Annotated in this window: 14 protein-coding genes; 9 read left to right on the top strand and 5 right to left on the bottom strand. The window is 71.9% G+C overall.

The features are described from left to right. The first annotated feature begins 7 nt into the window (after window positions 1-7). From Pma05_RS27590 to Pma05_RS27580, 3 genes are all read left to right on the top strand, one after another. Window positions 8-973 (top strand): carbohydrate ABC transporter permease, encoded by a 966-nt coding sequence (locus Pma05_RS27590; RefSeq protein WP_203860394.1) that lies wholly within the window; start codon window positions 8-10, stop codon window positions 971-973. Continuing rightward, entirely contained in the window at window positions 970-1,869 is a 900-nt protein-coding gene (locus tag Pma05_RS27585) for a carbohydrate ABC transporter permease (RefSeq protein ID WP_239313212.1), read from the top strand. Before Pma05_RS27590 ends, Pma05_RS27585 begins: the two co-directional genes overlap by 4 nt. Before the next feature lie 291 nt (window positions 1,870-2,160). Beyond that, a complete protein-coding gene (locus tag Pma05_RS27580; protein WP_203860417.1) occupies window positions 2,161-2,985 on the top strand; it encodes an RNA methyltransferase in 825 nt (274 codons plus the stop codon). Window positions 2,986-3,048: 63 nt separating this feature from the next. On the opposite strand, the gene Pma05_RS27575 is transcribed toward Pma05_RS27580, so the two are convergent. Further along, entirely contained in the window at window positions 3,049-5,184 is a 2,136-nt protein-coding gene (locus tag Pma05_RS27575) for an MMPL family transporter (RefSeq protein ID WP_239313210.1), read from the bottom strand. A gap of 283 nt (window positions 5,185-5,467) precedes the next feature. Here Pma05_RS27575 and Pma05_RS27570 point away from each other — a divergent pair, with 283 nt between their 5' ends. The 4 genes from Pma05_RS27570 to Pma05_RS27555 all read left to right on the top strand — a co-directional run bounded on the left by Pma05_RS27570 (window position 5,468) and on the right by Pma05_RS27555 (window position 9,068). Continuing rightward, window positions 5,468-6,769: a sensor histidine kinase gene (locus Pma05_RS27570; RefSeq protein WP_203860393.1), complete on the top strand. Its 1,302-nt coding sequence runs from the start codon at window positions 5,468-5,470 to the stop codon at window positions 6,767-6,769. Next, window positions 6,721-7,365, top strand: coding sequence for a response regulator (locus Pma05_RS27565; protein WP_203860392.1), 645 nt, complete (start codon window positions 6,721-6,723; stop codon window positions 7,363-7,365). Before Pma05_RS27570 ends, Pma05_RS27565 begins: the two co-directional genes overlap by 49 nt. Before the next feature lie 273 nt (window positions 7,366-7,638). Next, a complete protein-coding gene (locus Pma05_RS27560; protein WP_203860391.1) occupies window positions 7,639-8,844 on the top strand; it encodes a cytochrome P450 in 1,206 nt (401 codons plus the stop codon). Next, the gene (locus tag Pma05_RS27555; protein ID WP_203860390.1) at window positions 8,841-9,068 is read left to right on the top strand and encodes a ferredoxin; all 228 of its coding nucleotides are present in this window, start codon (window positions 8,841-8,843) and stop codon (window positions 9,066-9,068) included. Before Pma05_RS27560 ends, Pma05_RS27555 begins: the two co-directional genes overlap by 4 nt. Before the next feature lie 179 nt (window positions 9,069-9,247). Here the strand turns inward: Pma05_RS27555 and Pma05_RS27550 are convergent, their stop codons facing one another. After that, window positions 9,248-10,099 carry an alpha/beta fold hydrolase gene (locus Pma05_RS27550; protein WP_203860389.1) on the bottom strand — a complete coding sequence of 284 codons (852 nt, stop codon included), beginning with the start codon at window positions 10,097-10,099 and terminating at the stop codon, window positions 9,248-9,250. A gap of 416 nt (window positions 10,100-10,515) precedes the next feature. On the opposite strand from Pma05_RS27550, the gene Pma05_RS27545 reads away from it, so the two are divergent. Next, on the top strand, window positions 10,516-11,280 hold the full coding sequence (locus tag Pma05_RS27545) for an alpha/beta fold hydrolase (RefSeq protein ID WP_203860388.1): 765 nt from the start codon (window positions 10,516-10,518) through the stop codon (window positions 11,278-11,280). Window positions 11,281-11,336: 56 nt separating this feature from the next. Then, window positions 11,337-11,849: an RpiB/LacA/LacB family sugar-phosphate isomerase gene (locus Pma05_RS27540; RefSeq protein WP_203860387.1), complete on the top strand. Its 513-nt coding sequence runs from the start codon at window positions 11,337-11,339 to the stop codon at window positions 11,847-11,849. Here Pma05_RS27540 and Pma05_RS27535 read toward each other — a convergent pair. The 3 genes from Pma05_RS27535 to Pma05_RS27525 all read right to left on the bottom strand — a co-directional run bounded on the left by Pma05_RS27535 (window position 11,762) and on the right by Pma05_RS27525 (window position 14,639). Continuing rightward, complete coding sequence (locus Pma05_RS27535) at window positions 11,762-12,436, bottom strand: hypothetical protein (protein ID WP_203860386.1); 675 nt, start codon at window positions 12,434-12,436, stop codon at window positions 11,762-11,764. The two genes, Pma05_RS27540 and Pma05_RS27535, sit on opposite strands and share 88 nt — an antisense overlap. 60 nt (window positions 12,437-12,496) lie before the next feature. Beyond that, window positions 12,497-13,216 carry a histidine phosphatase family protein gene (locus tag Pma05_RS27530; RefSeq protein WP_203860385.1) on the bottom strand — a complete coding sequence of 240 codons (720 nt, stop codon included), beginning with the start codon at window positions 13,214-13,216 and terminating at the stop codon, window positions 12,497-12,499. A gap of 304 nt (window positions 13,217-13,520) precedes the next feature. Beyond that, complete coding sequence (locus Pma05_RS27525) at window positions 13,521-14,639, bottom strand: glycosyltransferase (RefSeq protein ID WP_203860384.1); 1,119 nt, start codon at window positions 14,637-14,639, stop codon at window positions 13,521-13,523. Window positions 14,640-14,746 lie beyond the last annotated feature (107 nt).

Below are 14,746 nucleotides of genomic sequence, written 5' to 3'. Positions count from 1 at the left end.
GCTCCCGATGGCAACTCCGACGAACACCGCGAGTCGGTTCTCCGGGTCGGCCGGCACACCGCTGCGGCGGCGGCTCGGGCCCACCGGCCCGCGCCGGCCGGTGCCGCGCCGGCGGACCACCCTCACCCCGTATCTCTTCCTGCTCGTGCCGGTGGCGCTGCTCGCGGTCTTCACCTACGTCCCGGTGCTGAACATGTTCGGCTACAGCGTCACCTCGTGGAACGGCCTGAGTCCGAGCAAGGAGTTCGTGGGCGTCGACAACTACGTCGAGATCGCGACCCGCCCCGAACTCTTCGAGGTGCTCCGGGTCAGCCTCTACTACGTCGGCGCGTCGGTGCTCCAGATCGCGCTGGCGCTCTACTTCGCCACCGTACTCAGCTTCAACGTCCGGTTCCGCAACCTCTTCAAGGGCATCATCTTCTTCCCGTACCTGATCAACGGCGTCGCCATCGCGATGGTCTTCCTCTACTTCTTCCAGCCCGGCGGCACCCTCGACTCCGCCCTGCGGGCCTTCGGGCTAGGCGACCTGTCCCAGCAGTGGCTCGGCGACCCTGACGTGATCAACTACTCGCTCGCCGGTACGTCGATCTGGCGCTACCTGGGCCTGAACTTCGTACTCTTCCTCGGCGCGATCCAGTCGATCCCGGCCCAGCTCTACGAGGCGGCCGAGATCGACGGGGCGAACCGGTGGCACCAGTTCCGCCACCTGATCCTGCCCGGCATCCGGCCGATCGTCGGGCTGTCGTTCATCCTGGCGATCTCCGGGTCGCTCTCGGTCTTCGAGATCCCGTACATCATGACCGGCGGCGCGAACGGCAGCGAGACGTTCGTGATCCAGACCGTCGACATGGCGTTCAAGTACTACAAGGTCGGGCTGGCCTCGGCGATGGCCGTCGTACTGCTCCTGATCATCCTGCTGCTTACCTGGATCCAGCGCCGGGTCGTACCCGACGAGAAGGTGAACCTGTCGTGAGCCTGACCGCCCTCCGCTCCCCCGACACCGCACCCCGGCGCCGGGCCCGCACCGCCACCGGACTCGGTACGCTCGGCGCCCGGATCGCGCTGACCCTCAAGTACGCCTCGCTGGTCGTCGCCGCCCTGGTGGTGCTGGCGCCGCTGCTGGTGCTGCTGATGGCGTCGTTGAAGACCAACGACGAGTTCGTCAACGGGGCGCCGTTCGACCCGCCGGGGAACTGGTTCAACCTCGACAACTACGTCACGGCGTTCACCCAGGGCGGCATGCTGCGGGCCTTCGTCAACACGTCGATCATCCTGGCCGTGTCGCTGGCCGGTACGGTGCTGATCGGCTCGATGGCCGCGTACGCCCTGGACCGGTTCGAGTTCCGGTTCCGCAGGACCATCGTCATGCTGTTCCTGCTGGCCGCCCTGGTGCCCGGGGTGACCACCCAGGTGGCGACCTTCCAGGTGGTGAACACCCTCGGGCTGTTCAACACCAGATGGTCGGCGATCGCGCTCTTCCTCGGCACCGACATCATCTCGATCTACATCTTCCAGCAGTTCCTCCGGAGCATCCCGAGGGAGCTGGACGAGTCCGCCGCCCTCGAGGGCGCCAACCACCTCACGATCTATTTCCGGATCATCCTTCCCCTGTTGAAGCCGGCGATAGCCACCGTCGTGATCATCAAGGGGATCACCATCTACAACGAGTTCTACATCCCGTTCCTCTACATGCCGGACCGGGACCTCGGGGTCATCTCCACCTCGCTGTTCCGGTTCAAGGGACCGTTCGGGGCGCAGTGGGAGGTCATCTCGGCCGGGGTCATCCTGGTCATCGTCCCGACGCTGATCGTCTTCCTGCTGCTCCAGCGCTTCATCTACAACGGGTTCACCAGCGGCGCGACCAAGTGAACCCCTTCGACCTGAGGCTGGTGCGGCCGGAGCGCCCCGAGGTGGCGACGGTCGACGACACGCTGGTCGCGGTGCCGCGCCGGTAGGCCCGTCAGCGGTCGGCGGTATCGTCGTCCGGTGCGTGCAGACGGCGTCGGCCGGAGCCCGGCCGGCCGGCCCCGGACCTCCGCGCGAACCAACTCCCCCGACCGGACCAGTTCCCCGGACCGCACCGGCCCCAGCGATCGGGCCGGATCCGGGGACCGGGCCGGCTCCAGCGATCGGGCCGGCTCGGCGCGGGCGGCGAGGACGCTGCGGGTCACCACCCGCAACGCCAGCTTCCAACAGTGGTCGGCCCTGCTGACCAACCGGACGAAGCGGCAGCGGGCCGGCGAGTTCCTGGTGCAGGGCGTCCGGCCGATCAGCGTGGCGGTGCAGCGCGGCTGGCCGGTGCACGCACTGCTGCATCCGGACGGCGTGCCGCTGTCCCGGTGGGCCCGGGACCTGCTCGACCAGACCACCGGCAGCCGCGTCGCGGTCGCCCCCGACCTGCTGCGGGAACTCGGTGGCAAGAACGAGGACCAGCCCGAACTGGTCGCCGTGCTGGGGCTGCCGGCGGACCGGCTGGACCGGATCCCGGTCGGCCCGGACGCGCTGGTGGTGGTCTTCGACCGGCCGACCACACCGGGCAACATCGGCACGCTGGTCCGCTCCGCCGACGCGTTCGGCGCCGCCGGGCTGGTGGTGGTCGGGCACGCCGCCGACCCGTACGACCCGAGGGCCGTCCGGGCCAGCACCGGTTCCCTCTTCGCGATCCCGGTGGTGCGTACCGGGTCGCACCGCGACGTCCTCGACTGGGTGACGGGGCTGCGCGGGCGTGGGCTGCCGGTGCAGGTCCTCGGCACCGACGAGGACGGCGAGGTGGAGATCGCCGAGCACGACCTCACCGGCCCGACCGTGCTGCTGGTCGGCAACGAGACCGCCGGGCTCAGCGCCGCCTGGCGGCAGTCCTGCGACCGGATGCTCCGGATCCCGATCGCCGGCTCGGCGAGTTCGCTCAACGCGGCGACCGCCGGCACCGTGGCCCTCTACGAGGCGGCCCGGCAGCGACGCGCCCGACCGGCGCCGCCCGGTTGACCTCCCTCCCCCCGTGCGGAGGGGGTCGGCCGGGCGACGCCGGCAGCCGTCGGGCAGCGCCGGTCAGCGCGACGCCACGGCCGCCGGGGCGGGACCGACCGGTGCCGGCGTGCCCGGCGCGGGCGGCGCGGCCGGGCGCCGGGAGAGCCGGCCCGGCCACCAGGTGGCGGGTCCGACCGAGAGCGCCAGCGCCGGGACCAGCAGGCTACGCACCAGGAACGTGTCGATGAGTACGCCGACCGCCACGATCACCCCGGTCTGCACCGAGGGCACCAGCGGCATCACGCTCAACGCGGCGAACGTGGTCGCCAGCACCACCCCGGCGCTGGTGATCACTCCCCCGGTGACCGTGAGCGCGTGCAGTACGCCCCGCCGGTGCCCGAGCACGGCGACCTCCTCCCGGGCCCGGGTCATCAGGAAGATGGTGTAGTCCACGCCCAGCGCGACCAGGAACAGGAACGTCTGCAACGGCAGCGCCACCCAGAGCCTCGGGTGGCCCAGCGCGTCGAGGATCAGCCCGGCCGCACCCAGCGCGGCGAGGTACGACAGCACCACGCTGGCCATCAGCAGCAGCGGCGCGACCAGGGCCCGGAGCAGCACCACCAGCACGAGGAAGACGACGAGCAGGATCAGCGGCATCACCACCCGGTCGTCCCGGCTGGTGACCCGATCGGTGTCCAACTGGTACGCCGTCTCGCCGCCGACCAGCGCGTCGGCCCCGGGCACCGCCCGCAGCGCCGTACGCAGCCGGTCGACGCTCTCCTTCGCCGCCTCGGTACCCGGGTCGTCGGCGAGTATCGCCGGGATCCGTACCCAGCGGCCGTCGGCGGAGCGCTCCGCCGGGCCGACCTCGGCGATCCCGTCGACGCCCCGGGCCGCCTGGACCACCTGGTCGGCACTGCCCGCGCCGGCCACGATCTCCGCCGGTGCCAGCGTGCCGGCCGGCCAGTGCGCCTCGACCATCCGCTGACCGGTGACCGAGCCGACCTCCTTCGTGAAGAACTCGTCGCCGGGCAGGCCGATGCTGAGGTTGCCGATCCCGAGCATGAGCACCCCGAGCGCCAGAATGCTGCCGATCCAGGTGGTCCTGTGCCGCCGGTCGACGAACCGGGCCACCCGGGCCCAGCCACGGTGGTCCTCGGCGACGTCGTGCCCGGCCAGGCCGGGGGTGTAACGCGGCACGAACGGCCAGAACACCCAGCGGCCGAAGAGCACCAGTACCGCCGGCAACAGGGTGGCCATCGCGACCAGGGTGGCGGCGATCCCGACCGCGCCGACCGGGCCGAGACCCCGGGTCGACGGCAGGTCGGCGGCGAGCAGGCAGAGCAGCCCGGCGGCGACCGTGGCGGCCGAGGCGCACATCGCCGGGAAGGAGCGGCGCAGGGCCAGCGCCATCGCCTCGTGCCGGTCCTGGTGCCGCCGCAGCTCCTCCCGGTAGCGGGCGACGATCAGCAGCGCGTAGTCCACCCCGACGCCGAGGACCAGTACGGTCAGGATGTTCTGGCTCTGGAAGTCGACGGTGAGCCCGGCGTACTCGGCGAGCAGGTAGACGACCGCGCTGGCCACCTGACTCGCCACCCCGGCGGTGATCAGCGGGATCAACCAGAGCACCGGGCTGCGGTAGGTGACCAGCAACAGCAGGGCCACCGCGCCGATCGTGGCGAACAGCAGCATGTGGTCCATCCCGCCGAACGCGTCGAAGAGGTCCTCCTCGGCCCCCGCCGACCCGGTCAGCGCGGTACGCAGCCCGTCCGGCAGTCCGTCGGCCAGCCGGTCCCGGATCTCGCCGACCGCCGCCGACTGCGCCTCGTCGGTGCCGGCGAGCGGGAAGGAGAGCAGCAGAGCCCGGCCGTCGTCGCTGGGCAGCTCCGGCGGGACGACCCCGTCGACCGCGTACCTGGCGAACGCCGCCCGGTCGGCGGCGACCCTGGCCCGGTCGGCGTCGGTCAGGCCGGCGTCCCGGGCGTACACGGTGACCGCGACCAGCGCGTCCGGCTCGGGAAACGCGGCCTCGGCCCGGACGGCCGCCCGGCTCGCCTCGGCGCCGCCGGGCAGGGCGCCGAGATTGTCGTTCTGCTGTACCTCGGTCAGCTTGAGCGCGAGCGGGCCGACCACCGCGGCGACGACCACCCAGAGGGCCAGCATCGCGAACTTGGCGCGCCGGCCGGCGACGACGCCGGCCAACGAACCCTTTTCCACCTCCCGTTGCGGTCCGGTGGTCGGGGAGGTCGAACGCGGGGCGCGAGCGCCGGGCGGTTCAGGTGGAAAAAGGTTCGATCGATGCCTGGACATGACGTGTTCCTCCCGGAACCTGGTAGGGCTGTCGGTTCGACCGGCAGGCGTCGCTGCGGGCATCCGGCCCGGATCGGTCATGCCATCGATCCAACGGGCTGGCGGGGCCACCGGCAGGGGTGGCACGTCCCGAACGACGGTGGTCGTAGCACCACAGATCGACGCCGGGCGGGTCGACCAGAATGGGTGCATGGACCACCCGACCACCAACCGGCTCCCACCGTGGCTGCGGCGCCGGCTCGCCCAGGGCGGCCAGGCGCTGCTGCTGGCCGTACTCTCGGTGAGCGCCAACATCGTCCTGCTGGTGCTCTCGGTGCTCTCCCTCGTCTTCACCGTGCTGGGCGCGGGGCTGTTCGCCTTTCCGGCGGTGACCGCCGCGGTACGCGAACTCGCCGACCTCAACCGCCGGTTCGCGGGGTGGTGGACCGAACGGGAGGTGCCGAGCCCGTACCGGCCGGCGCCGGAGCGGATGACCGTCTGGGGCCGGTACCGGTGGGTGGTGACCGACCCGGCCACCTGGCGCGACCTGCTCTGGCTGCTGACGTCGATACCGGTCGGGCTGGTACTCGGGCTGCTGCCGGTCTGCCTGGTGGTCTACGGCCTGGAGGGGCTGATCGGGGTACCGGTGCTGCTCTGGACGCTCGACGTCTGGTACGGCTACGGAGTGTTCTGGCCGATCGACAACGCGGTCAAGGCGCTGCTGGGGCCGCCGCAGGGTGCCCTGATCCTGATCTTCGGCGCCTACACCGGCGAGCTGATCCACCGGATGCACGCCGGCTTCATCCGGGCGCTGCTGGCGCCGACCCCGACGGCGGCGCTGCACCAGCGGGTCCAGCAGCTCACCGAGACCCGGTCGCAGACCGTCGACGCGCAGGCCGCCGAGCTGCGCCGGATCGAGCGCGACCTGCACGACGGTGCCCAGGCCCGGCTGGTGGCGCTGAGCATGAACATCGGGCTCGCCGAGGAGCTGATGCGCCGGGACCCGGAGGCGGCCCAGCGGCTGATGGCCGAGGCCCGGGAGGCCAGCGGGCAGGCCCTCGGCGAGCTGCGGGACCTGGTCCGGGGCATCCATCCACCGGTACTCGCCGAACGTGGGCTGGCCGGTGCGCTCCAGGCACTCGCGCTGAAGCTGCCACTGCCGGTCGAGGTCGACGTCGAGCTGCCCGGCCGGCCGCTGGCCCCGGTCGAGTCGGCGGTCTACTTCACCGCGGCCGAACTGCTGGCCAACGTCGCCAAGCACAGCGCCGCGCGCAACGCCTGGATACGGCTGCGGCACGGCGACGGTCGGCTGGTCATGGTGGTCGGCGACGACGGCGTCGGTGGAGCCGACCCGGCCGGCGGGACCGGTCTGCGGGGGATCGAACGACGGCTCGCCGCCTTTGATGGCACGATGTTCGTGGCCAGCCCGCCCGGCGGGCCCACGACCGTGACCATGGAGCTGCCTTGCGAGTTGTCATCGCCGAAGACCTCGCCCTCCTCAGGGACGGACTGACCCGGCTACTCCAGGCGTTCGACTTCGAGGTCGTCGCGGCCGTCGACAACGGGCCGGCGCTGCTGCCGGCGCTGATCGAGCACCGTCCCGACGTGGCCGTGGTCGACGTACGGCTGCCGCCGACCTTCACCGACGAGGGGCTCCAGGCGGCGATCGAGGCCCGTACCCGGATCCCCCGCCTGCCGGTCCTGGTCCTGTCCCAGCACGTCGAGCAGCTCTACGCCCGGGAACTCCTGGCCGACCGCACCGGTGCCATCGGCTACCTGCTCAAGGACCGGGTCTCCAACGTCGGCCAGTTCGTCGACGCGGTGCGGCGGGTGGCGGCCGGCGGCACGGTGATGGACCCGGAGGTGATCGGCGAACTGCTGGCCAACCGCTCCGCCGCCGAGCCGCTGCACGCGCTCACCAGCCGGGAGCGGGAGGTGCTCGGCCTGATGGCGGAGGGCCGGTCCAACGCGGCGATCGCGGGTCGGCTCTTCGTCACCGAGAAGGCGGTCAGCAAGCACATCAACAGCATCTTCAGCAAGCTGGGCATGCCGCCGTCGGAGGACGACAACCGGCGGGTACTCGCCGTGCTGACCTACCTGAACGCCTGACGGGTCACTGAACCTTTTTCAACCTGAACCGCGCGGCGCTCACACGCCGCGTCCGACCTTGCGGTCCGACGAACCGCAAGGGGAGGTTGAAAGGTTCACTCGCGGGCCGGCGATCATCCAATGTGCACCATGGAATTGATCAGTATAGTTCGCTACTATCCGCCATCAGTGCCTTACCCGGTGCCGATGGTCCGATCGCACTGATCACCACGGGTCAAGCCGATCGTCACCGACCGTCGCGCCGACCGCGCCCGCTCGACGGAGGAATCCGAGATGACGGACAGCCAGCAGGTGACCGCTCGCCCGTACCCGTTCGCCGCCCCCGACCGGCTCAACCTCGACCCGCACTACGCCCGACTTCGCCGCGACGAGCCACTGATCCGGGTACAACTGCCGTTCGGCGAGGAGGCCTGGCTCGCCACCCGCTACGAGGACGTCCGGGTCGTACTCGGCGACGCCCGGTTCAGCCGAGCCGCCGGGGTCGGGCGCGACCAGCCCCGGACGATGCCCCGGCAGCCGGATCTGGGCATGCTCGGAATGGACCCGCCGGACCACACGCGGCTGCGCCGGCTGGTCGCGAAGGCGTTCACCGCCCGCCGGGTCGAACTGCTCCGGACCCGCGCGCAGGAGATCGCCGACGGGCTGGTCGACGAGATGGTCGAGGCCGGTCCCCCGGCCGACCTGGTCGAGCGGTTCGCCACCCCGCTGCCGATCCAGGTCATCTGCGAGCTGCTCGGCGTGCCGTTCGCCGACCGGGACAGCTTCCACAGATGGTCGGAGGCGATCGTCTCGACCACCTCGCTGAGCCCGCAGCAGGTCCAGGAATACCTGGAGAGCCTCTGGGGCTACATCGGGGAGCTGGTCGCGATCCGTCGCCGCGAGCCGATCGACGACCTGCTCGGCGCGATGGTCCGGGCCCGGGACGAGAACGAGGACCGGCTCACCGAGCAGGAGTTGGTGCAGCTCGCCGCCGGCCTGCTCGCGGCCGGGCACGAGACGACGGTGACCCAGATCCCGAACTTCGTCTACGTACTGCTGGAGAACCCGTCCGAGCTGGCCCGACTGCGCTCCGATCCCGCACTCATCCCGAGCGCCGTCGAGGAGCTGATGCGCTACGTACCCCTCGGGGCGGCCTCGGCCTTCCCCCGGTACGCGACGGAGGACATCGAGCTCGGCGGCGTCCTCGTCCGGGCCGGTGAGCCGGTACTGCCGGCGGTCGGCTCGGCCAACCGGGACGCCACGGTCTTCACCGACCCGGACCGGCTCGACCTTGGGCGGGAGACCAACCCGCACGTCGGCTTCGGCCACGGTGTGCACCACTGCCTCGGCGCGCAACTCGCCCGGATGGAGTTGCAGGTGGCGATCGGTACCCTGGTCGGTCGGCTGCCCGGACTGCGGCTCGCGGTGCCGGAACCGGAGGTGCCGTGGAAGAGCGGCCTGCTCGTACGCGGACCACTCGCACTGCCGGTGGCCTGGTGAGCACCGCCTGGCGGGTCAGCGTCGACCCGCACCGCTGTATCGGCTCGGGGATCTGCGCCGGCATCGCACCCGGGCACTTCCGGCTCGTCGACGGGCTCTCCACCCCGCCGGCCGAGACCGTCGACCCGGCCGACCCGGTGGTCGACGCGGCCGAGTCCTGCCCGGTCGAGGCGATCCTGGTGCGCGACGCGGCCGACCAGCGGCTCATCGCACCCGAGTCGTGACAGGTCCTCGTCGCCTCCGAGTCGTGACGGGGAACAGCCGAGTCGTGACAGGGACCGGCCCCGAGTCGTGACAGGGACCGTCCGGCGCCACACTGCGGCGCCGGACGGTCGGGGTCTGCCTCGGCCGGGACAGGTCTGCCTCGGCCGGAACGGACCTGCCTCGGCCAGGACGGGCCTGGTCAGAGGAGCGCGTCGACCGGGGTCCTGACGAAGTCGAGCAGCGCCTGGTTGATCTCGTCTGCATGGGTCCACGGGATGCCGTGCGGTGCGCCCTTCAGGGTGACCAGCTGACTGTTCGGCATCGCCGCGTGCATCCGCTGCCCGGTCACCGGATATGGCAGTACCCGGTCCGCGTCGCCCTGGATGATCAGCGTCGGTACGTCGATCCGGGGCAGGTCCTGGCGGAAGTCGGTGAGCCAGGCGGGGATGGAGGCCAGCGTACCGATCGGCGAGGCGCTCACCGCCACCTCCCAGTTCATCCGGACCACCTCGTCACTGACCCGCTTGCCGAGGTTCTCGTCAAGGTTGTAGAAGTCGTGCAGGAATGACGTCTGGTAGCTGGCCCGATCGGCGATGACACTCTGCATGAAGCCGTCGAAGAGGCTCTGGTCGACGCCTTCGGGGTTGTCCTCCGTCTTGAGCAGGAACGGCGGGATCGGCGAGATGAAGACGGCCCGGTTCACCCGGGCCGAGCCGTAGTTGGAGATGTAGCGCGCCACCTCGCCGGTACCCATCGAGTGGCCGACCAGGATCGCGTCGGTGAGGTCCAGCTCGTTCATCAGGATGCTGAGGTCGGCGGCGAAGGTGTCGTAGTCGTAGCCCACGGCCGGCTGGCTCGACGTGCCGTACCCCCGCCGGTCGTAGGTGATGGTCCGATAGCCGGCGTTGAGCAGCGGGTTGATCTGCTTCTCCCAGGCCGCACCGCTGAGCGGGAAGCCGTGGATGAGCACCACCGGCTGCCCGGCGCCATGATCCTCGTAGTGCAGATCGATGGGCGCGGAGTTCTCCACGCCGACAGTCAGATAGGGCACCCGACTCTCCCCTTCCCCCGTGGTTCGCCCGCCGGGCACGGCGGTCGCGGCGGCCGGCAGCGCGCTCGCGGCGGCCCGGTGCCGCGCTGCGGCGAGACGCCACGCCTCGGCAGACGCGACCGCATCGACCCGACGCGACGCCTAGACGATAATTGCGCTAATTGTCGAATTTGCCGGCCTCGGTCAGCCTATCGAGTCGCTCCGCGCCACACCGCTGGATGGCGATATTCGCCCGCCCGCAGCCAGCCGCGAGCCGCGCTGTCGCCCGGCAACCCAGTCGCCCCTTCGCCCGGCCGTCCGGTCCTCCACTCGCGCAATCGCGCAGTCGCGCAGTCGCGCAGTCGCGCAGTCGCGCAGTCGCGCAGTCGCCGATATTCGATGGTGGGCCCGGTGTGGCCGGCCTAGGGTGGGCCACGATGATGCTTACCCACGATGTCGCCGGAAACGGCCCCGCCGTCCTGCTGCTGCACTCCACCGTCTGCGACCGGCGGATGTGGGACCCGCAGTGGCCCGCCCTGCTCGACGCCGGCTACCAGGTGATCCGCTGTGACTTCCGGGGCTTCGGCGAGACCCCGGTGCCGGACCGCCCCTACTCCGAGGCGCAGGACGTGCGCGACCTGTTGGACGCGCTCCAGATCGACCGGGTGGCACTGGTCGGCGCCTCGTTCGGCGGTCAGGTGGGGCTGGAGGTGGCCGCCCGGTGGCCGGACCGGGTGGGCACGCTGGCGCTGCTCTGCGCCGGCATGCCGGGCCACCTGCCCGGCCCGGACCTGCGGGCCTTCGGCGGAGCCGAGGACGAACTGCTCGAGGCCGGCGACGTCGAGGGCGCCGTCGAACTCAACCTGCGGACCTGGCTGGGGCCCGAGGCCGACGACGCGACCCGGAATCGGGTACGCGAGATGCAGCGGCACGCCTTCGACGTCCAACTCGCCGCCACCGAGGACGTTCCGGGCCTCGATCTCGGCGAGCCCGACCTCGGGAAGATCACCGCGCCCTGCCTCGCCATCTCCGGCCGGTACGACCTGGCGGACTTCCGGCAGATCGCCGCCCGGCTGCCCACGCTGCTGCCCGACGCCCGGCACCTCGAACTGCCCTGGGCCGGCCACCTGCCCAGCCTGGAACGCCCCGCCGAGACGACCGCGCTGATCCTCGACTTCCTCGCCGAGACCTGGCCGGCCTGACGGACGGGTCGGCCTGACGGACGGGCCCGGCGCGGGCCGGTCCGTATGCTCACCGAATGCGAATCGCGTTCGGCGCCGACGACGAGAACGAGGCGACCAGAGCGGTACTCGAATACCTGTCCGGCCTCGGCGAGGTGGTGCGGGTGGCGGGCGACGAACAGTGGCCGAGGATCGGCGCCGAGGTCGGCCAGGCGGTGGCCGGAGGAGGCGCGGACTTCGGCGTCGTGATGTGCTGGACGGGTACCGGCACCGCGATCGCGGCGAACAAGATCCCGGGGGTACGGGCGGCCCTCGCCTGGGAGCCCTGGATCGCGACCGGCGCGCGGCTCTGGAACGACGCGAACGTGCTCGCGCTGAGCCTGAAGCGGCTTGCCCCGGACGTCGCCGTCGAGGTCGCCCGGGCGTTCTTCGAGACGCCCCAGCCCGATCCGGACGAGGCGGAGAACATCGCCCGGATCTCGGAGCTGGAGCCGCTCGGCGCTCAGGAGTCCTGGACGAGCAGACAGCCCGTGCCGGAGTCGGCGGAGAGGAAGGCCGACAGCACGGGCGCGGCGCCGAGATTGAGGTAGAAGGGCGTCCAGTTGGTCGCCAGGCGCAGCAGGGGTCGCCAGGGCCCGCCCCCCGGCCGGTCGGGCGGGTCGAGCGGCAGGGCCGTCCCGCCGATCTTGTCGTGGTCGATCGCCCGGAAGTAGCGGTCCTGTTGTTCGGACGGCAGTGCCAGGTACGCGTCCGGCGACAGTGGCCCGGGATCCTCGCCACGGAGCAGCTCGACGGTGTATTCCGCAGCCGACCCGTCCTTGTGGTAGAGCGTCGGGCCGCTGGCCAGCGGGGTGGTCGGCCCGGCGAAGGTACCGGGCTGGACGACCACGGCATTCTCGCCGCCGTCGGGTAGGACGACGTCGGGGTCGAACTCCTCGACGTCGCGCCCATGGTCGCCGTGGGTGACGAAGAGATAGGCGACCCGTCCCGGGCCGTCGCCAACCAGTTCGGGTTCCAGCGCGATCTGGCCCAGGAAACGCATCGGCGTACCCCAGGCCGCGCTGAGCGGCCACTGCGGCTGCCCGAGCCAACCGGGCTGGCCGCCGAACTTGGTGACCGGCCCGGTCACCGGCGCCTCGGCTCGGTGGTAATGCACGATCCGCCACACCGCCACCATGGCGCAGACCGTAACAGCCGGATCCGACGCCTCCGCCCGCGACCGGGGTCACCGGAGCCGTCACAAGGGGTCGGCGCGCAGGTGATCGACCACGTCGTACTCCACCAGGACCGGGATGTCGTCCCCGTCCACAGTGGTCCACGAGGTGAACGACGCGTTCGCGACCGGGCCGGCGGCGACCACGGCGCGCAGTTCGTCCAGCGACAGCCGCTCGATCAGATGACGCAGCATGATCACCACGGCGTCATGGGCGACCAGCAGCAGTCGCCGGCCGGCGTGCGAGGTACGCAGCTCGGCGAGCAGCGGCGCGAGCCGGACACCGACGTCGAGCAGCGATTCGCCGCCGGGTGGCCGGTACCGGAGTTCGTCCGTCTCCCGCCACCGGGCGGCCTCGGCCGGGAACCGTACCTCGATCGCGGTCCTCGTCAGCAGTTCCAGCTCGCCCATTCCACGATCCCGCAGCCGGTCGTCGACGAGTGGCGGCGGCAGCCGGACACCGGCGGCGTCGGCCGCCGCCGCCGCGAACCGCCAGGTCTGGCGCGCCCGCCGGTATGGCGAGCAGATCACCACCTCCGGCCGCCGCCGCGCCGGCAGCCCTGCCAGCCGCCGTCCGACCGCGCCGGCCTGCGTCTCGCCCAACGGGGAGAGCGGGATGTCCCGGTCCCGGCCCACCAGACCCGTACCGGGCCGATTGGCCGCCTCGGCCGCCGCAAACGCCACGTTCGCGGTGCTCTGGCCGTGCCGCACCACCGTCAGGTCGAGGCCGCTACTCAGGCGCATGCAACCGATTCCGGTAAGGCCGACGGGAGGTCGACCCGGGTGCAGCCGCTGGCCGGGCCCGCACGGAACGAGATGACCGCGTCGACCCGGTCGCTGGCCGTGACGAGTTCGGAGCTGCGTCGGCCGACGACTGGAGCGGCCACGTCAAGGCGTCGCTGGCGTACGACCCCCTCGCCTTCCACACCGGTGTCCCGGGCGGCACCGGCACGACCGCCTGATCGTCGGCGCGCGCCACCCCTGGGGTAGGCCGGTAGCGCCGCACGGGCGGAAGCGTCCCGCTGTCGCGAATGGCGCACCTGGGTGGTCATGAGTCGCCGTGCCGGAGTCCGGTGACGGCGGGCGAGTTGCCACCAGGGCTGTCCAGCGATCGGCGCATCGAGTCGACCAGCGCCCGGCCGGAGTCGGGCCAGCGGGGCACCGCGAAGCCCGCGCCGGCCGGCGGCAGCGTACCGCGCAGCGCGGCGGCGACCAGTTCGGTCAGCGCGCCGGCATCGGTCAACGGGTAGAAGTGCGCGTGCCCGTCGACCGTCTCGCGCAGCGGCGCGATGTCGGTGCAGATCACCTCGCAACCGCAGGCCAGCGCCTCCAGGGGGCCGAGGTGGTTGCCCTCGTTACGGGAGGCGACCAGCAGGGCGGCGGCGCCGGAATAGAGCGCGGCCAGCGTGTCGTCGTCGACCCTGCCGGTGAACACCACCGAGCCCGCCGCCGGCGAGTCGCGCAGCAGCGCGGCGACCTCCGTACGGGCCTCGGCGTAGCCGCCGACCACGACGAGCCGGGCGTCGGCCGGGAACCGGTGCGCGGCGTCCAGCCACCGGGCGAGCAGCCAGTCGAACCGTTTGATCGGCCCGGCGAGCCCGACGTAGAGGCAGTACGGGCCGGACAGCGCGTACCCGGCGCGCGCGGCGGAGACCTCGGCGGCGGTACGCCGGTGGAACGTCTCGGTACGCACCGCGCACGGCACCAGGTCGATGCCGCCGGCCGGTACGCCGAGCAGCTTCCCCAGATCGTGGCCGGTCGCCCGGGACACCGCCACGATCCGGGTGGCGCCCGCCACGAGTGCCCGGTTCAGCGCCCGGAAGTAGCGCTGGAACGGGCCCCCTCGCCCGTCGTCCCAGTCGGCCAGCGCGGCGAGTTCCGCGCACACCGCGGCCCACTGCGCCGCGCCGAAGTGCCGGACGAACTGTTCCTGGCCGTAGTCGTGCTCCGGGTAGCGCAGCCGGGTCAGGTCGTGCACGGTATAGCTGTACGGAATCGGACAGTTGCGGTCCACCGTGTAGTGGGTGGTGTGGTAGAGGTCGAACGTGCCGGTCGCCAGCAGTGCGCGCAGTTCGGTGCTGCGGCGTACGAAGCCGTCCGGCTCGTCGGCCACGAGCAGCCGTACCGGCGCCGCCCCGATCGCCTCCCGCGCCGCCGTGACCTGCACGGGGTCGACGAACGCGGTCAGCCGGGGCGTCCGCCGGTGCTCGCCAGGACGGCCAACTCGCGCAGCAGGTTGGTGCCGTAGCGGGCGATGCCGGTCTGCTGGTTGGC

The organism is Plantactinospora mayteni (genome assembly GCF_016862935.1).
GTDB lineage: Bacteria > Actinomycetota > Actinomycetes > Mycobacteriales > Micromonosporaceae > Plantactinospora > Plantactinospora mayteni.
Note: the sequence above shows the minus strand (reverse complement) of the source record. Positions and strands in the feature narration are given on the sequence as shown.